The organism is Anaerotignum sp. MB30-C6 (assembly GCF_030908465.1).
Lineage (GTDB): Bacteria > Bacillota > Clostridia > Lachnospirales > Anaerotignaceae > Chakrabartyella.
The window spans coordinates 946,719-966,439 of sequence record NZ_CP133078.1 but is presented as its reverse complement, the minus strand read 5'-3'; the positions used below and the strand labels follow the sequence as shown (position 1 = coordinate 966,439).

Annotated in this window: 22 protein-coding genes and 1 pseudogene; all 23 read right to left on the bottom strand. The window is 35.1% G+C overall.

Going from position 1 to position 19,721, the window contains the following annotated elements; all coding sequences use genetic code 11:
- Window positions 1–16 precede the first annotated feature (16 nt).
- Window positions 17–1,371 (bottom strand): annotated as a pseudogene (locus RBQ60_RS05100) (IS3 family transposase).
- A 415-nt stretch (window positions 1,372–1,786) separates the two neighbouring features.
- Window positions 1,787–4,342 carry a DEAD/DEAH box helicase gene (locus RBQ60_RS05095; protein ID WP_307885492.1) on the bottom strand — a complete coding sequence of 852 codons (2,556 nt, stop codon included), beginning with the start codon at window positions 4,340–4,342 and terminating at the stop codon, window positions 1,787–1,789.
- On the bottom strand, window positions 4,342–5,247 hold the full coding sequence (locus RBQ60_RS05090) for a HamA C-terminal domain-containing protein (protein ID WP_307885491.1): 906 nt from the start codon (window positions 5,245–5,247) through the stop codon (window positions 4,342–4,344). Before RBQ60_RS05090 ends, RBQ60_RS05095 begins: the two co-directional genes overlap by 1 nt.
- Before the next feature lie 200 nt (window positions 5,248–5,447).
- A complete protein-coding gene (locus tag RBQ60_RS05085) occupies window positions 5,448–5,996 on the bottom strand; it encodes a TIR domain-containing protein (protein ID WP_307885490.1) in 549 nt (182 codons plus the stop codon).
- Window positions 5,997–6,255: 259 nt separating this feature from the next.
- The gene (locus RBQ60_RS05080; protein ID WP_307885488.1) at window positions 6,256–7,065 is read right to left on the bottom strand and encodes a macro domain-containing protein; all 810 of its coding nucleotides are present in this window, start codon (window positions 7,063–7,065) and stop codon (window positions 6,256–6,258) included.
- A gap of 185 nt (window positions 7,066–7,250) precedes the next feature.
- A complete protein-coding gene (locus tag RBQ60_RS05075) occupies window positions 7,251–8,294 on the bottom strand; it encodes a TIR domain-containing protein (protein ID WP_307885487.1) in 1,044 nt (347 codons plus the stop codon).
- Between the two features lie 307 nt (window positions 8,295–8,601).
- Window positions 8,602–9,363, bottom strand: a complete 762-nt coding sequence (locus RBQ60_RS05070) for a DNA adenine methylase (RefSeq protein WP_307885486.1) — start codon at window positions 9,361–9,363, stop codon at window positions 8,602–8,604.
- 98 nt (window positions 9,364–9,461) lie between these two features.
- Complete coding sequence (locus RBQ60_RS05065) at window positions 9,462–10,169, bottom strand: C39 family peptidase (RefSeq protein WP_307885485.1); 708 nt, start codon at window positions 10,167–10,169, stop codon at window positions 9,462–9,464.
- Window positions 10,166–10,423, bottom strand: coding sequence for a hypothetical protein (locus tag RBQ60_RS05060; RefSeq protein WP_307885484.1), 258 nt, complete (start codon window positions 10,421–10,423; stop codon window positions 10,166–10,168). The genes RBQ60_RS05065 and RBQ60_RS05060 overlap by 4 nt, the downstream gene beginning before the upstream one ends.
- Window positions 10,389–10,706: a hypothetical protein gene (locus tag RBQ60_RS05055; RefSeq protein WP_307885483.1), complete on the bottom strand. Its 318-nt coding sequence runs from the start codon at window positions 10,704–10,706 to the stop codon at window positions 10,389–10,391. The genes RBQ60_RS05060 and RBQ60_RS05055 overlap by 35 nt, the downstream gene beginning before the upstream one ends.
- Window positions 10,699–11,010, bottom strand: coding sequence for a serine/threonine protein kinase (locus RBQ60_RS05050; RefSeq protein ID WP_307885482.1), 312 nt, complete (start codon window positions 11,008–11,010; stop codon window positions 10,699–10,701). Before RBQ60_RS05050 ends, RBQ60_RS05055 begins: the two co-directional genes overlap by 8 nt.
- A gap of 226 nt (window positions 11,011–11,236) precedes the next feature.
- Window positions 11,237–11,620: a hypothetical protein gene (locus tag RBQ60_RS05045; protein WP_307885481.1), complete on the bottom strand. Its 384-nt coding sequence runs from the start codon at window positions 11,618–11,620 to the stop codon at window positions 11,237–11,239.
- A gap of 14 nt (window positions 11,621–11,634) precedes the next feature.
- Window positions 11,635–12,171 carry a hypothetical protein gene (locus tag RBQ60_RS05040; protein ID WP_307885480.1) on the bottom strand — a complete coding sequence of 179 codons (537 nt, stop codon included), beginning with the start codon at window positions 12,169–12,171 and terminating at the stop codon, window positions 11,635–11,637.
- Entirely contained in the window at window positions 12,168–13,199 is a 1,032-nt protein-coding gene (locus RBQ60_RS05035; RefSeq protein ID WP_307885479.1) for a hypothetical protein, read from the bottom strand. The genes RBQ60_RS05040 and RBQ60_RS05035 overlap by 4 nt, the downstream gene beginning before the upstream one ends.
- A gap of 13 nt (window positions 13,200–13,212) precedes the next feature.
- Window positions 13,213–14,199: a siphovirus ReqiPepy6 Gp37-like family protein gene (locus tag RBQ60_RS05030; protein WP_307885478.1), complete on the bottom strand. Its 987-nt coding sequence runs from the start codon at window positions 14,197–14,199 to the stop codon at window positions 13,213–13,215.
- 2 nt (window positions 14,200–14,201) lie between these two features.
- Entirely contained in the window at window positions 14,202–15,062 is an 861-nt protein-coding gene (locus tag RBQ60_RS05025) for a phage distal tail protein (protein WP_307885477.1), read from the bottom strand.
- Between the two features lie 16 nt (window positions 15,063–15,078).
- A complete protein-coding gene (locus RBQ60_RS05020) occupies window positions 15,079–17,460 on the bottom strand; it encodes a phage tail tape measure protein (protein ID WP_307885476.1) in 2,382 nt (793 codons plus the stop codon).
- Window positions 17,447–17,728, bottom strand: coding sequence for a hypothetical protein (locus RBQ60_RS05015; RefSeq protein WP_307885475.1), 282 nt, complete (start codon window positions 17,726–17,728; stop codon window positions 17,447–17,449). The genes RBQ60_RS05020 and RBQ60_RS05015 overlap by 14 nt, the downstream gene beginning before the upstream one ends.
- 11 nt (window positions 17,729–17,739) lie before the next feature.
- A complete protein-coding gene (locus RBQ60_RS05010; protein ID WP_307885474.1) occupies window positions 17,740–18,096 on the bottom strand; it encodes a hypothetical protein in 357 nt (118 codons plus the stop codon).
- A 63-nt stretch (window positions 18,097–18,159) separates the two neighbouring features.
- Complete coding sequence (locus RBQ60_RS05005; RefSeq protein ID WP_307885473.1) at window positions 18,160–18,702, bottom strand: hypothetical protein; 543 nt, start codon at window positions 18,700–18,702, stop codon at window positions 18,160–18,162.
- A 4-nt stretch (window positions 18,703–18,706) separates the two neighbouring features.
- Window positions 18,707–19,030, bottom strand: coding sequence for a hypothetical protein (locus tag RBQ60_RS05000; RefSeq protein WP_307885472.1), 324 nt, complete (start codon window positions 19,028–19,030; stop codon window positions 18,707–18,709).
- Complete coding sequence (locus RBQ60_RS04995) at window positions 19,017–19,412, bottom strand: HK97 gp10 family phage protein (RefSeq protein ID WP_307885471.1); 396 nt, start codon at window positions 19,410–19,412, stop codon at window positions 19,017–19,019. The genes RBQ60_RS05000 and RBQ60_RS04995 overlap by 14 nt, the downstream gene beginning before the upstream one ends.
- 8 nt (window positions 19,413–19,420) lie before the next feature.
- Window positions 19,421–19,720 (bottom strand): phage head closure protein, encoded by a 300-nt coding sequence (locus RBQ60_RS04990; protein WP_307885470.1) that lies wholly within the window; start codon window positions 19,718–19,720, stop codon window positions 19,421–19,423.
- Window position 19,721: the final 1 nt, after the last annotated feature.

Below are 19,721 nucleotides of genomic sequence, written 5' to 3'. Positions count from 1 at the left end.
GTTAGACAAAAATTAATTATGCAACTATTAAGGATTGAATCCTGTATTGTACAGGGCTCAGTCCTTTTAATTTGCATTTAATTCTGTGATTATTATAGTAATCTATGTATTTTTCCAGTTCAACTTTAAATTCATCTATTGAACTAAACTTTCTTAGATAAAGAACTCCGACTTAAGCAATCCAAAGAAGTTTTCCATGATTGAATTGTCTAGGCAGTTTCCTTTTCGCGACATACTCTGCATAATGCCTTTTTCTTTTAGCTTTTTTTGATACTGCATATGTTGGTACTGCCAGCCTTGATCAGAATGAAAAATAAGATTTGTGTTGTCAGGGATCTCCGCAAAAGCTTTGTCTACCATATCCACTACTTGTCCTAACAAAGGACGTTGACTGATGTTATAACTGATAATTTCACTGTTATACATATCTAAGATAGGTGATAAGTATAACTTTGTTCCAAACAATGAAAACTCCGTTACATCTGTTGTCCATTTCTGATTTGGCGCATCAGCCTTGAAGTTTCTTTGTATAAGATTCGGCGCTATTTTCCCAACTTCACCTTTGTAGGAACGATATTTTTTGATTCTTATCATTCATTTAATACCCATCATTGTCATTAGTCGTTGCGCGGTTTTATGGTTAATGTGATAGCCTCTATTTTCAATTCCATCGTAATTCTGCGATACCCATATCTACCTTGATTTTCGTGATAGACATCTATAATTGCCTTTTTAATTACCCTATATTTATCTGGTCTTTTAGCTTTTTTTAAGTGATAGTAGTATGTGCTACGAGGTATTCCAACTATTTTTAATAATGCTGTCAGTTTATATTTCTGCCTTAATTCCGTTATGACAGCTACTTTATCGGCTTCTCGGACTTTTCCCGTTCTTGAATTAAGGCATTCAATTTTTTTAGGTATTCATTCTCCATACGAAGTCTTTGAACTTCTGCTAAAAGATCTTCATTTTTTTCTGGATCTTCTTTTGGCATACTCCCTTTTTAATTCCCATTTTGGTCGTCCTTCCCCTGTGTTCTTCACGCAAAGTATCCATACCTTGTTCATAATAAAGGCGTTCCCATTTTCCAATAGTTGAGGGTGATGGAATGTTAAAGTGTGCTGCTGCCTGGCGTATAGATAGTCCGTTATTATTCATATATTCTACGACATAAGCCTTGAAATAACCAGTATAAGTTCCATGTGTTGTGCAAAGACCAGCAGTACCATGTTTTTGGTAAGCAGCAACCCACTTTCGAAGATCCCCACGGTCAACATTATATTCTCTTGCAAGAATTGTAAATCCACAGGTTCCTTCTAAGTAACGTTGTACGATTTCTAGTTTTAGTTCTGTACTATGTTTTCGTGACATAAAAATACCCCTTTCATTAGATTTTTTGTCTAACAAAAGGGTTCACTTCACGAAAGAGGGGGCTTTCTGGGTTGTCTAAGTTCAAACTATGAATCAATAAACATAATGGGCAACCCATATTTGTTTCCCAATATCATTTTGAGGTAAACATCTCACACCATCATTCGATTCAATAATACTTGAAATTTCTGCTTCATATTTTCATACTTACTTATTATATCTGATTTACTTTTAGAAAAGGCAGTGGTGACACACTAGTGCATAAATACCACATTTAGTACCCCCTCATAAAAACTATCGAAATTAAAACAATTGCGCAAGATTTTTAATTCATTATCTATGTATTTCGTAATTTAACATATAAACATTTTACGCAATTTAAACCGCCCATTAAAAATCCCATCAAGTGATTAGGCTATATATTTCTTAAAAATTCACTAATCTCTTCAAATTCTTGTGCAAACCTTTCTCTATCAATTTTACTCAATAATTTATCACTATTAATTTCCATCAATTCATTGCCTTCTATGACCATACAATCATCATGATGCTTGATAATAAAATTAGATAAATGACGAGGCAACCCTATTGTTTGAAGTGCTATAACTGCACTTTCGGTTGTTCCATATTCAATATAATCTATCCATTTAGGAGGATTTGTATCCTCTGTCTTCTCAGAATAAATCAAGTAATAATTTAACATATAGTTTTTGATTTTAAATCTTAGAACATTATCAATATCAGACATTAAGTCGTTAATAACCTTATTAATATGCGATTTATCATCTTTATCAAATGCTATTTCTTGCCCATATTCATAAATAAATCCTCGTCTTTGAAAATATCTCAAAGTATTTTTTATTATCATGTTTAGTTGATAACCAGAAATCCAAGAATTCATAAGTACAGCAAAGTATTTAAGCCTTGATTTATTCTTCACCATTGGATTTCTACCGCCAGATTCTTCATCCATCCAGTTATATACATCATAAAGAATATTTAATATAATTTCACATGAATCAGTACTAACTTCACTTGGAAATGCTTCTATCTCCTCTGATGCCCATAATTTATTTTGGTATTTTGGTTTTATACCTGTTGATTGTTCAAGAATGTATACTGGTATTTTATTGTTTTTGGAAACACTGTCTAATATTTTTTTTGCCTCAGCATTTTTCTTTAGAAAAGTATTCATTAATATTGAGTCACTTTTACTTGTTTGATGGACATATAAAATATTTGAATACTGATTCCATAAAACCCGCTCATTTTCAGTGGGTTTCGCTTTAGTAAATGGTTTATTCTGAATCACATTTCCTATATTCTTATAAAAATTCCCTTGGCCTTTTATTATAGTAGGTTCTATAGGTTTTATTGACTTGTTTCGAACTATTTCCAAATCTATTTCTGGATTTTTCCACCTATTTACTTTGTCAAACGCCCTTACACAAATAATATTCCCACTCATTTCTTTGCTAAGTCTACCTGCTCTACCAGCTAAATTCCAAAAATCAATATCCTTAAACTTAGTTAGCCCAATAGCATTACTGAATATGAAGATGTTTTTGGCTGGTAGATTTACTCCTTCTAACAAAGTAGATGTACAAAAGACATAATCAATAACTCCATCAATAAATAATTGCTCTACTCGTTCTCTAATTCTTTGTGGCAATCTGCCAAAGTGAAAGGCAACTCCATATTTTAAGCAATCAATTAAATAATAATCTTTGTGTACGAAAGATTTAACTAATGAAATTAGCTCAGTTATTCTTTTATCTTCTTTAAGTGTTCGTGTCTTTGCATATTTCATAGAAAATTCTATTGTGTCATCAACAGTATTGCAATACACTATATTTTGATTCCCTTCACCAAATCTATTTAGTACTTTTGTTAATCTACCTTTTTCTGTGCTAAAGTCATAATAAAACGATATTTCCTTCCCAGTATCTGAAAAAAGCACGGCCTTTTTTTCTATTAAATCAATAAAATATCTATTTTGAGATACTGATACATCTTCGATTACCATAGTTTCATCGCTGCTTTTTTCAAATAATTGCAGAAATATCTCAGCATTTGGAATATTAGGAGATGCAAAGTACAGATTAATACTTTTTCGTTCTGCCTGTAAAATTGCATGGTAGTATAAGGGAGAACGAGTATCATTTATAGAAACAGTTTTATGTGCTTCATCTATAAACATATACGTTACTACCGGATTATCCTTATTCGATAAATATGATATCCAACGTTCAGGAGTAAATACAAATACGTATTTATTATTATCACTTTTAAATATCCCTGGTACAACTGGGTGGGTGAGAACCTTGTATTTCTGTGTTTTAATCTCACTTTTCAACTTTTTGCTCACTTGATTTATTAGTGCCCTTGTTGGTACAAGTATAACAATATTATCTATTCCGTGTCGCTCTTGTATAATATGATGAATAAATGCTTCCATTACAAATGATTTGCCAAAGGATGTGGGTCCAGAAAAACTAAAATGATTACTATTTTTCAATCTTTCAAAAAGTCTATACTGTGCATCCGTAAAAGTTTTTCCTCCAAATGGAGATTCTTGATAAACTTCTTTTACTACCTTTTCTAACACATTTTCAATAGAGGAAATGTCACTTTGATTCTCTATAAGCCCTAATGTAGGAAATATACCTAATTTAGTTAGAACTATATCTGCGCATTGTAAAAAAAACTTATCCTCTCTATAACTATCGTAAATTAAGCTGATTATTTTATATGCTTTATTTCTTGCAATAGACAATTCACTTCTGCATAGTATGTCAGCAAATTTTACAATATCTACAAATTCTTTTTCTGATAAATAAAATGGTTTTTCTATATTATTGCTAGTATAAGATAAAAAAGTATATGTATATAGAATCTCTGCTTTTATGATTAATTCATCAAGATAATCGTCTTTTAGAGCTTTATTCACTAAATTTTTAAACCAATTCATTAAGTTACTCCCTCCATAACTTTTTTCCTACTTGCATCTAAGTTAGTGAACGGCAACACATATACATAAAACGAGTGTCCAATTAAGTCGTTTTCATCAATTGCTTTTATGATTTTTTCGATGTTTTCTTCCACTTCCTCTTCAATCTTAGTCTTTAATTTATCTACAAATTCATCATTAGGAAGTTTTTTGTCTTCTTTTAAAATTTCCACTTCATATCCAATAAAAATTCCAAATGCATCATCTACTCTAAAATCCGAATTTTTTGATGGATATATTAATTTAGTTATAAAGTCAATATCATTTTTGTTAAACGTCTCTTTCATGATGTTATCGCTAATTAATGACTTCTCATAGTTTATTCCACTTTTTGCATTACCTTTAGAATTAATTTCATTTTTAAACTCATAAATCGATTTAAATGCTGAACTTATTGCATCTGATAAACCTTTAATTGTTTTGGACTCACCAAATATCAACTGATAATTTCCATTAGGTAATTCTAAATAATGGACGCCATCCGCTCCGTTTACATACATACTCGTAGAAGTTTTCAGCTCAAGTTTAGAAAGAATTTTAGGTGCTTTAAGATGGCATTCTAAAAAAGCATATAAAAGTAATTCACCCAACTCTCCTGTATTTCTACAATGCTCAACAAATTTATCTACTGCTTTTTTATGTAGCCTAGCTGGCTTATTAACGTATTTGGTTTGAACATTTCGTGATACAGAAAAAGATATTACAGTGTCTAGCAAATTATAAATTAGAGTATTATAATCAAACTCATTAGCATTTACACGAATCATAAATAAATTAAGCTTATTTTTATTATACTCATCAATATCATACTCTTTAATATGCTCAAAAGAGTCAAGAAAAGATTGATCTTGGATACTTAATTCCATAATTAGTCCTCCAAACTTTTAAATGTAAAGCTGTTTATAAGTGATATTCAGTCCGATATCCAGCCTTATAGTATCTACTTCACGATAATTTAAACTTCCAATTATGGTACAAATGCGCACCATTCTAATACTAAATCCGTCATTTTAAGCATTAAAGGCTGTTCGTGACACCCGAAAGGCTATTGATTATCTAACTGTACCTAATAGAAAAATCTTCCCATCTTCATAGTGCTAACCATGATATCTTTATCTTCAAGTGCCATGGCAATAAGCGATTGTTTCATAGGAACATGTATTGTTGCAACATCGCACATATATTTTTTAAAAGTTGGTACCTTGTCCCACAGAGTTTTAATATATTGCTTTATCTCTTTACCGTTTGCAATATCTGTTTTTTCTCCATAGTCAGGATAGATAACTATCACTGGAAGTCCCCGAACATTTATTCCGTATTCAAGCTCTTCTGCTAATGCTTTGCTTTCATATGTATTCGAACTTAAGAAAAGAACAATGTTTTTAGAGCCACGTAACCGTTCTCTAAGGCGATTCCGCAGAGTATCCCAACTACTGTCATCACGGACACTATAATTTTTGTTGTGTGAATCAACAAATGGGAAAGTCGAATCTTTACCCTTCCACATTTTCAATGTATTATAGTAACAGAAGTCATGTGCTGTATTAGCACCCAGATTCGTTTCCTTAAATGGTTCTTTTACATAAAATGCGCTGTAATTACCTGTTTGATTCATTTTTGCCCTCCAAATTTAGATTCTAAATATTTTAAATAAGTAACTCTTATAACGATATGTGTATTGCAATTTATCTTATCTTTGTTTAAATTTTAACCCAAATTATAAATTTTAGAACACATTGTTGGTTTTCGTGAATTGCAGGTAACATGCCACAAGATAACTAAAACTCAGTTTAGAATCCCTGCAAACAAAACTACATATTCTTAATCAATTTCTTCAATATCTTCAATTTCTTCAAAATATCATCATCAACACATTAATCAATAAATCCTTTCAGATCATAAAGACTTATTTCGTTTATCCTATCGTAAACAACGATAGTGATAGGTGCTTTTAATTGAATGTTACTTGTTTTTAACGTGCAAAGCATGCATTTCAATAACTCAAATGGGGAAGGTTTTTCAGATACACCATCAAAACGAGTTATACCATCGCCTAAAATAGGCAAACAAATTGGTTTTCCTGAATAAACTCGACCTATCTCTCGCCACATTTTTCGCAATATACCTTCATAATTGTCGTTGTCAATGTGAGCTTCATTATCACTATTAAGATGTGTCCATGCTAATAATATGTAATCATTGTATGTTTTTACGCAACCAAGAGAAACACTATGGTTATTGTTATCCATTGAAATAGCAACTTCAAACTCTCCGATTTTGCCATTTTCTTTAAGCTGTTTAATCAATTTCCCATGAAGAGAAGAGTGTGAAATGATCATATCGTTTCCTGATGTGCTGAAAGTATCATCAACGCCAATGACTTTCCATCCCTTTTCTTTAAAAATATCGCCCTGACGAACTATAACCTTAATCCCTCTGATTTTTAGAGATATACTGTCTCTTATATTCCACCATTGCCAAACAACAGCAATCAAATAAGAAAATACAAGAGAAGCAATCGTTAGTAAAAGAATTATCCAAGCAGTATCAGAAATATCGGAAAAAGAAACTCCCAAAACTCCTACTATTGCTGATACAACACCAAAAATTGCAAATCCAACTCCAACACTTTCTTTCCAGAGTTTTCTACTTTTAAATTGATAAAATGTTTTTTGTTTTTCCATTTTAGAACTACCCTTTCTTCATCCACCTTATTATACTGCGTATTATCGCACTAAAATTACAATAAAAACTAAATATTGGGTATATCTAAATTTATTATTGCTACTATAATGAGCATGTCCTGCTAAAACATTTTTAGACGTTTTGGATATCATAAATTATTCGAAGATAGATGATTTTCAAATCATCAGATTTTATCGTATAGTTCATTTTCAAAATTCATTAATATATTCATCAACATTCGTGGCATTTCTTTAAGAACCATACTAGTGTCTTTTCTTCGTCCATATACTTCTCGCATCAAAGGGTGATTACATGTAAAATCCAACAATCTTTCAAAATCCACTAATGATTCTTTTTTCTCCTCAAGAGAAGCATCCGATCCAAGAACATCAGCCAACGCTTTACCCATATTGTATACCCACGGAAAATCTTCCTGAAAAAAACTTAACGCCACTAAAAAAGCATATTGTTTTTGGCATCTCGGGAGTATTGATTGTGTAAACTCACTTACTAACATAAATTTATAGTTTTTCGATATTCGGCGATCATCTATGTCTATATTTCTTTCAAAGCGAGAGGTGATATAGTCCAAGCGTTTCTTTACATCTTCAATACTTTCAGAAACCTTAGAATCAGGATTCCTCAAGAGCTTTTGATTGTCACGAGAAAGTTCTAATATTTCCTCAATAACAGCTGTACTTTCAAGTTCAGTAGCGAATTTCGTTGCCTCTTCTTCATCACCACCTTCGTCTTCTTTGATTTTGTTTAAGCTTCCCTCTAAGCTTGGATACCAAACATCAAAAGCTTTATCCAACATAGATTCAGTTATTCCAGATTCACCACAAGCTTTGTTTAAAGTTTGCAGAAGTTTTTTTACATCTTCTCTTTCAAAAGCAGTAGACTGAAATTGCAAAATCGGTCCATTCACTTCGGCTCTCTTTATATCAAAAAGAAATGGTGTAACAAGTGATTTATCCATTGTTTTTGATAATGCTCCTGCTTCAAAAGATAGCCATGGCGCGTGAAGGTTATCCTTAGTAACGCACAAAATTCCACATGTCGAGTCTTCAAGTTCTTTTGCTATGTCAGAACTCCATCGAGCACCTTTGTCTATATCTTCAGATGAAACATATGGTTCTAATGACTGAATGACAGAAGGAAGCCATTCCCTAAAAATCAACCCTACCTTATGACTTTTTGTTCCAGACCAACTAATAAATACTTTCATATAGACATCTCCCTAATTTCATTTTTACTACTATTAAATAGTTACAAGGTATACACTTTCTTCGGGAAACAGTTTGATAACAAGTTAATTAAGTTAATTCCTATTACAAATTCATTTTTAACTTCCCATTTTTGAATTCATTTGCTTACATCTTATTATACATATTTAAAAATATTTTTCCATTATTTTGTAAAATTATATATATTTTTCCTATTATAAAAAACACCTTTGGTTTCTCTAATTTCATCCCTTTTTCCGAAAAAAAATAAAACCCCTCATTGAGGGGTTTATCATGCAATTTATAAAATTAATAATTCCTAATAATTAACTCCTTATATTTACTTCCTTTTTCACCCATAGCCGTTTTTAAATTATGAGACCGCTCCACTTCTTCAATCACAAAATCCTTATAAAGCTCTCTGATAAATTCATCATCATTATATGATAAAATAAATTTCCCTTTAATACCTTTTAATGTATCTCTCAACAAAATGTGCATTTCTTCATTGAACACATCCTCACCTGTATCGTAATATTTTTCCGTATTATGATACGGTGGATCGCAGTAAAAGAGAGTCCCCTCTCCATCTTGGGCAGGAATTAACTTTGTAAAACTCTTGTTTTCGATAAGTATACCGTCAAGACGTACTTTCACCTGGTGCAAAACATTTAAATCAACTGTCTTTCTAACTCTGCAGCCAAAAGAACTTACTGTTGCACCATAGGAAAGCTTTATTAAATACAAATATCTGGCCGCCCGCTGAATCTCCGTCATCTGGCTAACGTCAGCCGCTTTGTATCTTTCAAAAATCTCCCTAGCACTCAAAGTAAATTCAAGTTCCTTGGCCACCGCTTCTGGATGATATTTTACATTCCTAAATAAATTCACCAACTCAGAATTAATGTCGTTATAGACCTCTTTTTCCGCGTGTTTATCTTTATGGAATAATACCCATCCTGCACCACCAAACACTTCCACATATTTTTTAATACCGTCTTCAGGAAACCTACTCACGATTTCTTTTCTCAATAACTTCTTTCCGCCTACCCAAGCAATAAAACTATCCAAAAATTTATCTCCTCCTATTCAAGTTCAATTTTTTCTTTTACCTCTCGTTACAAAAAGCCCCTCATAGGGGCAAATTGACAAAACACAATTTTACATTTTTACCTTGTTTCAATCACAGGGACTCTTCCCTTACTACCAACCTTTAGCCCTAGTAGCTCTGCAATATCTCTTGTTTTGATGTACGTTGTTCCACCTTTACGAATCATGGTTACTTCTCTTTCTTTTCCATCAATTATGATTTTCTCTCTTGTTACCATTTCATCATCCCCCTTTAATTGTTCTGGTACCTTTACAACCCAGTAATACTTCACCTGACTTTTAAACAAATTGTAATCAGCATATGTTTGTTTCGGTTTATTTGACCATGGATCATTAATGAGAACTTTTCCCGCTTCCAAGCCATACCATAAAACATAATGCCCACTGGTTGTCCAATTCCCTTTTCCCATGCAAGCGATAACCATATCACCACGCTCAATGGCTTGCTTTGCCAATTCGTGATACTTTGAAGAAGGAGAACCATAAATACTCGTGCCATTCAGCATTGTAATTTCAATGCCATATTCTGCTCCCTGGGGCTTGAAATACGAATAATATGTACCTTGCCCCTTGGCCTTGTATCCACGTTTCTTTGACCATTCTGCCGTTGTAATTGGTGTAACATTCTTGTCGGCCAGAGTTGCAATCACCATGGCAGCACAGGTAATACCGCACCCCTCAGCCTTAATTGTTGTTTTCTCCCCTGGTGCAGAGTAGTCATGGCTTGCCCACTTGGGATCATTCTGCATATACAAAACTGGATTCATTCCTCACCGCCTCCTTTTCCTTTTTCATACTGGGTACCGAAATAGAACGCAATTACCACGCTGAAGATAGTCAAAAACTGCTCTCCGGTGATTCGCCCCTTCAAAGCCAACCAGCCAAAAACAAACGTCAGTAGGATAGTAACCAACGATTTTACCGTTAGTAAATTTTGAATTGAAATCTTTGTTCCTTCGCTTAAGGATGCTTTACTTTCTAATAATTCACCCTGAACTTCTTTCGCTTCGCTCTCTTTCATTCCTCATTTCCTCCTTCTTAATTCTTCTTTCCTGCCGTTTCTCTGCTTGCTTATCCTGTCTATCCGCCCAGCGGTTAAATATGGTCATGACACCGCAAATCCCTAGCTCCGTACCAAAGACCGTTAGGGCATTCCCAACGATAGCGGAAACATCTACACCGAAATAGGCTAAAACCATACCAGCAACAACCACCGCTACGCAGAAAAGCAAAGATGACACCACAATAGTTGTCATGGTATCGTCATTAATCCGAAAACGTCTGCGTTTTTTCCTTTCAGACAACCTTCTCCACCGCCTTCCGATTAAGGAAGTTTTTTAGCTCATGCTTAACCGTTGTGGTATACTCCAAAGCTGTCGTCATATCCCCGTTGCAATGGGCATCAGGAATCCGCTGCACCGCCTTTGCCGTAGCCTCGCCCAATGAAATAGAAGCGTTTACCGCTGTCAAAAGATTGTACTCCATGTCTTCCCTTGCCTTTTCTCTCTCTTGGGTGGCCTTATCCCGCTTTGTCATGCTTTTCTGCAGAAACCAAATACCCATGGCGGTCACTACCCCTTGCATCACACCAATTACTACAACTTCCAACGTAATCACCCCTACCTAATACAAAAGACTCGGAATCTCTCCCGAACCTAATTCCTATAAATATTTAATTATATTTAGTTGTTGCTGTTTAAATCATAACCTCATAACATTATTATGTAGTTATATTCTTCTTCGGTCAGCAACGCATTTTTAAAACGCAGTTCAATATCGTTTTTAGTAATTTTTTTCGAAAGGTACAGTCTTTTCATACTCTCTACTAAAATTCTCATAAGACACCTTCTTCCATAAGTTGTAAAGTATATGAATCAATAGCGGTTTTTTGTATTTCTTCGTTTTTAGCTACAACCATAGCCTCTATCCTGTCAAGTTGCGTAGGTTCATAAGTACCTTCAGCCCCTTGTTTAATAGGAACTTTAACTTTGCCGTCAATAACTTTTACAAATTCTCCTTTAATTTCAAACTCGTCAAACTCGTTTGTAATTTCATACTTACAAGTGTCAGTATTAAACTTTTTAATTTCAAACACTTCGTATTCGTCATTAACTTCAGACAATATAGGACATACTATTTTCCCAAACATTATGGGGTTCGTCATTGAGTCAGTTTTATAATAAACAACACCATCTTTTATAAAATAGTATTTGTTCAATGCGGTCACCTCCTTTAATAGATTACTTTCTGATTTTTTAAAATCACACCAGAAATATTTGCTGATTTAATAACAAAAGCTAAAATATCTCCCTTTTTTGCTCTTAAGAACCACTCAAATGTTTTTTGTTGGGTAGCTATAAGAGTTTCTTCAGAGTAAATTGACAGTGCATTTATGAGAGCTACGTTATATACTTGAGAGATAGAAATTCCGCTGGCTTTTTCCCCTATCACTAAGCCGACATACTTTCTAAATTCACTTTGGTTTTGACCATAATACCAAATGCTGGTAGAATCAGGCATGAATGTAAATAAATTAAGACACAGATAGCTCAAAGAGTGTGCAAAATTAACCCCACTGCCATTAGCTACATCGTATGTATACCTATATAATCCATCTTCTGGGGCTATGAATTTACACACGCAAATTTGGTCAATGCCTCCTGTAAACAAATCCAGTTCTGTTTGAAATTCAAAAGCTGTCCTGTCAAATACCCCACTTCCTGCTGATGCTTGATTGCTTAAAATCCATGAGCATTCTGCCCAACTCATGTAACCACCTCCGTAATTGTATTTTTATCTGCACTAAAAGTGACAATTGTTATACTGCTTTTGTAGTCTATTGGAGTGATGCCGTCTTCATCAAATACATTTAATTCTACTTTAATACTACCATCTAAGTTGAAAGTATTTATTCTTTCAGCAACTTTTTTGCCACTCAAAGTGATACTGATAGTCTCCGTAACAGTTTTCACCCCATTTGCTACAAGAATGTTAGTCGCTCTCGTACACCCTTTTAACACAGCAATATTGTCAAAATTAAACGTTTGCAACTTAGAAATATTGCCTTGAATCTCATTAAACCATGCTTGAATAATAGCTTGACGGGCATCAAAATTTTTCTGCTGTGTAGTTGTCTGTTCTTGCCATCCTGTCTGCTGAGTCGACATTTGCGTTTCCCAATCTGCCTTTTGCTGTGCTTTAGTCTCATTCCATTCAGTAATCTTTTGATTGAGATAGGTTTCATACTGCTTGAAAATCTCTGTTGTATCAACCGTATCTACTACAGCATGAACAATACCGCAAACACTAACATCTAACTTTTTAGATGTAATCTCTGCCTGCGTAATTCTTTGTATGCCACTCTTAACAAGAATGAGAGCTAACTGCAATTCGTAAATATCAGCATTTCTAATTAATTGTGGTGGCTGTGGATTAGCACTAGCTACACCTTCTTTATAGATTGCCTTAATCTCCCTTGTGGTTGCATTCCACTGTAGCACAATAGAATCCTTCCTGTTGTAGCTTGCATGGCTAGGTGAAATAAACATAGGTAAATCCTCTGGCAATACATAAGCATAACCGTTGATATACCCACTACCTTTATGTAAAGTTACTACCATGTTGTTAGTTAATGCTTCAATCTCTAAACCATTAGAGGGATTAGGATACACGCCGTTAGAGATAAATTGCTTGAAATATTCTGCAAAATCTTTAGCACTGTATACCCTGTCAAATTCCCCCGTTTTTTCGTCCTCAATGGCATCAAAGGGAAAACCAAATTCTTTCATTTCTGCCACTATATCACTTCCTTTATTTTAAATAATCGCCAAATGTGACAGCCAAGTTCAAACCAGTCGTATCATAGAATTCTTCTATCTCAACTATATTTTTTTGAATGGTTACACCTAGCTTTTTATTAACCGTTGTTACTACATCGCCTAAATTCCAATCGACCAAATAAAAAAACTGTATTGAATTGGTATCCATTACAGTATCTAATGTTTCTGAAACTTTAAATTGTTGTAAATAAAGCTTTCCTTGTTCCTGTGCCGTAATTGTGCTTTGAGAATCTAATTTCATGTATGTTTCTTTTCTGGCCAGTCCCTTATTACCATCATTAACAATGATCGCCGAACCCTGGTCATTCTCAACAATACAGGTGTTTTTATGCTCTGTGGTGTTAAGGTAATATTCTTGCTCTAGTACGTTATTAAATTCTTTGCTGAATTTTACGTCAGTTTGAACTATTCCTTCATATAGTTCAAATACATATCTTTTATTTGCAATATCATAGTTAATCCGAAAACCTATATCGTACTGCTGCGTAATTTCCTTTATGATGGTGAAAACGTCAGCATTTTCATACTTTAAGCTTATAACAGGGTTATTCTGTAAAACCACTGAATCTATAACCATATTAGGGATATTTCTATTTATATTAGTTGCCTTGATGAAGTTTTCATTTAACAGCTTTGTTACCAAATCAGAAATTTTAGTATCACCGATAAAACTAGTAATTCTATTTTTTAGGATGCAAGATATGCTTTTTCCAATTATGGTTAACTTTTCGTTTCCGAATGAGTCAGTAGTAACATTCTTTTGTAAAACAAAACAGGCTTCATTATTTTGCTTATGGTAAAGCACACTGTTAATTTTCAACAGCATAAATATCTCTTCATCAAATGGCATTACAATCTCACATTCCCCAACATCATTAAACCGTCTAGTCCAACATAAAGAATCATATTGAGTAATTAGCCCCTGTAGTTCAAAGTTTTCATATACATATAAATCCATACTTACACCCCCAAGAATCGTGGTGTATAATAGAGAATAACATCTAAATTGGTTTTATTTATATCCGCATCATATTGAAGAATATTTCTGCCTACGTCCAATGTAAAAAATGTACTTTCAATATCAAGAAAACGGAATCCATTTATGATACTATTCACAGTAACCTTTTTCTTTTCTGGATAACAAATCACTTCTATTGAGTCACCTTTTTCCATAGCGTAATTAATCCTAATAAATTTACCCGTTAGCTTATTCAATAGTTTGGGATTATCTACCGTTCCACTTCTAGCCTTGAATACTACTCTAAAACCACTTTCAACATCACCTTCATTTTCAATTAACTTTTCAAAGGCTGATTTTTTCACACCAAATACCATACCTTGATTTTTTGGAATGACTAAAGGGAAATGTAGTTTAGGTGTCCATAATGCAATGTTTTCAATATTCTCTGTATTCTTCCAAAATGGATTGTTCGCAACCAAAGAAACCTCATACCTAATCAAACCACCGTTAGCTTTTGGATCTGGTACTTGCTCTGGAATTACTTCAATTTCTTTTGTTTCATTTTCGTTCTGATAAATCAATTTTCCCTTTAAAATTGGATTGACAACCCTAATTAAATTTCTTATTAAGGCTTTTGTAGTTGAGTTCTTATCAATAATTCCAGCCAAAGAAATGTATCTGCTTTCTAGTGTGTTGGAGATATAATTCTCACCATGGATAAGATTGGTCTTATTAGCAGTAATACTATTTTTCGTTTCTTCTTCAAAAGCTTCTAAAAAATAAGAGGAAAAGGGAGAAAATTCAATCTCCCCACCTACTTCATTTCTATAAATTACTCTAGTTGTTTTTGTGATTAGCAAACTGAATCCCCTCCTTTTACGTTGACTGGGGTTTTAAACCTGTTTCCCGAATTGCTTTCTTTGTTGCTCTATATGCCTTAAATGCTGTGGCCTCTTCTTTTACACCATAAAAATTATTTGTAACATTGGCACTACTGCCTTTACCCTCATTTTTACGGTATCTTTCTGCCTCTGGCTTAGTCAGCACCCTTTCCCCTTCGTGAAGAATAGACCTATACCCATCAAAAGGAACATAGGATAAACCATTTCTATGGCTACCATCCGCATCATCTTCGGCCTCTCTTTTTGCTTTCTTGGTTTCTTCAGCCTTATCTTTCCAGAACATTAATGTATCCTTAATATCGTCCGCTCTACTACTAATCCAACCAGTAATATCACCCCATACATTTTTCATACCATCCCAAACTTTGGTAAATATCTCTTTACCTGCTTCATAAGCTTTCGTGGCAAATCCTGTAATCGTAGTAATGACGGTATCAAAGCTGGTGGTTATCCATGTTGTAATGCTGCTCCATATTTCCTTAATACCATTCCATAAATCATTGAAAATCTTCCTGCCCGCAGCCTTAAAGTCTTCCGACTTGTTATATAAAAAAGTGTTGATTTCTTCTATCTTGGTATCCACCGTTGTTTTGATATTTTCCCATATAGCAGACAATGCCGTAAACAATTCATCACATTTTTGCTTTACGATATCCCAATTCATATAAAGGGCTACCCCTGCCGCTACCAAAGCTGCAATCGCTGTAACTATTAATCCAAAGGGGTTCGCTGCCATGACGGCATTTAACGCAGCTTGTACCGTTGTGGTCCCGGCAATCGCTGTTTGAATTGCAGTAAATAAAGGCACGATGGTATTTATCACATTGAACGCAACAAAGCCCGCTACAGCACCAGATAAAATAGGGATAATAATATTCAAATTGTCTACTACAAAGGAAATTGCACCGCCGATACCATCCATAATCCCTTGAAATGTTGCTTGAATTTGGGGCATGTTTTGCTGTATGTAATTGGCCAACTCATTCAGCTTTGGCAATACCTTTTCGCCAATAGGAATAACCAAGCCCGTTTCTAACTGCCTACCGATACCTTGAAACGCACTACCCAAGCTATCATATTTTATCTCTTTGATTTTTTCCAAATTGTCCGCTGTCTTGTCAAATTCCCCGTTTGTATCGGTTAAGGCCTTTACTGCATCCGCCCCCATATCTTCCCACATGGTACCGAACAAACTAACACCGGCTTGATTTTTTGCTACTTCATCATCACAATCATTCAATGCCTGGGTAACCGTTTGAAAGGCTTCGTTTGCACTCTCCCCACCTTGAGCAAATTTCACTTGCAATTCATCGGCATTTAAACCTAATGCTTCATAGGCTTCAATGGTTGTACTACTGCCATCCTTGGCTCTGATACCAAATTCTTTCACAGCATCCCCAAGTTTATCCACATCAAAAACCCCTGTTTTTGCACCGTTGGAGAACATATTGAACATTTCTTCACTGTCTAAACCAAGCTGTTGGAAATGCACAGAATACTCATTGATACTATCAAGCAAGTTTCCATTCTTGTCTAATCCATTCTGGCTGCCTTGTGCAATGAGGTTAAACGCTTCATCGGAAGTAATACCAAACTGCTTCATCATCATATCGGCTGCCCTGGTGCTTTCCTGGACTTCAAATCCAAAGGTATCACGCAGGGTAATGGCATTTTCCGTCATGGCTTCCAACTCGTCCCCGGCAAGCCCTGTTTGATTTTTCACCTCTGCTATAGATATGGCAATGTCCTCAAAGTTTTCACCGTAATTATTGGCATAGATATTTTTTAAGGATTGTTCTAATCCTTCCATTTCTTCATCCGTTGCCCCTGTTTGGGTTTGAAGGGTGTTGTAGGATTGTTTCAATTCATCGGCTTTTTTGGCACACGCACCAAGGCCAGTGGCAACAGCGCCTACACCTACCGTAACAACAGCCGCCTTTTTTGTAAAATCTTCAAACCCCTCTTTTGCATCACCCAAAACACCCTTGACAATATTGCTTGTCTTGGCCTGTTCTTGTAGGTTATCAAGAGCCGACTCGGTGAAAGTTATTTCTCTTTGCAATCTCCGATATTCTTCTTGATTGATTTCGGTACCGCTTTTCATTTCCTTGTCTGCTTTGTCTTTGGCTGCCTTTAAAGCATTTATTTTTGTTTCCGTTTCCCCGATGGCATCCTTTAACAGACCTTGTTTTTGCCTAATCAAATCAGTATTGGTTGGGTCTAGCTTTAATGCCTTATCCACGGATTTTAATTCACTTTGTAGGTTTTTCGTTGACTTATTTAACTCAGCCAATCCACTTTTGAATCCCTTGGTATCCGCACCAATCTGTATGGTAATGCCTTTAATATTTGACATGGCCCCCCTCCTTTCGAAAGCGTTGTCTCAATTTTTTTCTGTCTGGTTTGGTTTGTTTCAACAACCAAGCATTTTCAAGATATTCCCTACCTTTTTCCGTTTGTTTCATACGGTATACAAAGGCATCACGAAAAAGCAATTTAAAAGTATCAATACCAAGATTCAGACATACTTCAAAATCAAGCCCTGAATAATCGGATACCATCTTTACCTCCTCTGTTTCAGTTACCAAGTAATCCTCGGCTTCATCCCCCGCACCAGCAGGCATACAGGGGATCTCTATTCCCCCATTTTCAAGTTCGTATAATAATGGTCAAAATATTCCTTTAGCAACTCAAACAAAACGTTGTAGTTAATTTTCTCCACATCTTCCTTTGTGATTTCAAGCAATTCTTTTTTCCCCATAAGCTTGTTGAAAAATCCCTTTTTGTCTACATAAACAGGCTCATGCCTACTGAAAATTTGATAGGCTAAATAGTGTATTGTTTTAAGGGCTGCCTTTTCATCCTTCTCCTGGTTGAAAATCTCTAAAAAACTGATTTCCATTGCCCTGGAAGGTTTCAGCAATCTTAATACAGTGCCATCAAACCATTTGATCTCATAAGCATCACTTGAAATTTTTTGTAAATCTAACATAAAATCAAATCCTTTCTAGTTTTTATAGAAATGAAAAAGGGATACCGAGGTACCCCTTTCCAATTACGCTGTAATGCTGCTATCTTCTTCTTTATACAGAATCAAAGTACCCTCATTGTCCTGAGGCTGTGCCTTAAATTCTGCATTGATAACAGTCTCCTTATCCTTTGCAAAAGCCAACTCAAAGCCCGCTTCATTGCTGCCGACAATGGTAATGCGAATATCTCCATCCACATTATCCTCATGGACAAAGTGGATTACATATTTCTTTCCGTCATGGTTGCCAGAACCACCGATTTTTACCGTTCTAACTTTCTTTTCCTTATCCTCCGTAACTCTCGCTGTGGAAGAAAGTTTTTGTAGCGTTTTACCATTCCAAGTCATGACTCCCGATTTCAAAATTGCCTCTTCATCGGTAATCATCTTTTTGGACACCATGCCTAAATCGTCTTTTGCTTCATAAAACGATGGCTTATAACTTAACGCTGCACCGCCCTGGATATAACCAAGAAGTTTCTCTTCAACCTCAATTACTGCATCCTCAGGCAATGTACCAGTAAATTCATCAACGTACAGTTTGCCACTACCTAATACAATCTTTTCCATACTCTCACACCTTTCTTACAATATCAAAATAAAAAGCTACCATATACAAACCTTCGTCCTGCAGGTAGCTTTCCACTGTTGTATAGTTGATTCCCGCACTGTCTAGCAAGGTTTCAATCTTCCCTTGGTTTTCTGCATCCTGTTTAACTGAATAAAACTCTACAATGTAGCTGTCTTTTCGGATAAAATTTCTATCATCAGAACCCCATGAAGCTGTACCATCACGCAAATAAACCACATAAGGAGGGGATACAGGTTCTTCTGTTTGATAAAAATAAACATCTAAACCTGTCTTTGCTAATAGTTGGTACAAATCATTTTGAAGCATTTTCTATCGCCTCCTCCACTGCGATTTCGTACTCCTTAATTAGCGTCTGCTCCACTGGTTGAATATGCTTAATCGCCCTAGTTCTACCCCCATTACGGGTGGCATGGCCATTTTCCAGCAAGTGCGTTAGCCGATAATGGTCTTTGTTGTAGATTGTGTAACTAGGGTCATCGCCAATATTATTTTCGCTTGTTTTTTCAGCTTTCCAACTCTTAGCATAGTCTCCACCTTTCGGAGTTCTTGGGCTTGTTTCTTTTAGTTTTTTTGCCCCTTGATCGGCTACTACCTTGCTACTGGCATCAATATTTTTAGTGATTTCGACCTGATATTCTCCCAACATTTCTGCGATTTCCGCTGCCATTTCGTCAACATTAATAGACATTTCATCACCTACGCTTTCAATCCACATATAAGTTGTATTTCTTCCAAGTCCTTAGAATGGGTTCGAATAACGCTATACCGCTTCCCATTAAACTCCACTTCTTGTTGTCCATCATACTCAAAAGCATGAATCGTAAACTCATACTCTGGCTTTAATCCCGACTGCCGTCCTTTGTAAAACTCTTTCTGCCCTGCGCTGTGAACATTGCACAGCACAGCAGTTAGGGTTTCCGTCACCACTGATTCTCCTGGAGGAATGATTTTAAATTCTTTTTTCACTAAAATTAATTCATGGTCGTAGGTATTCAAA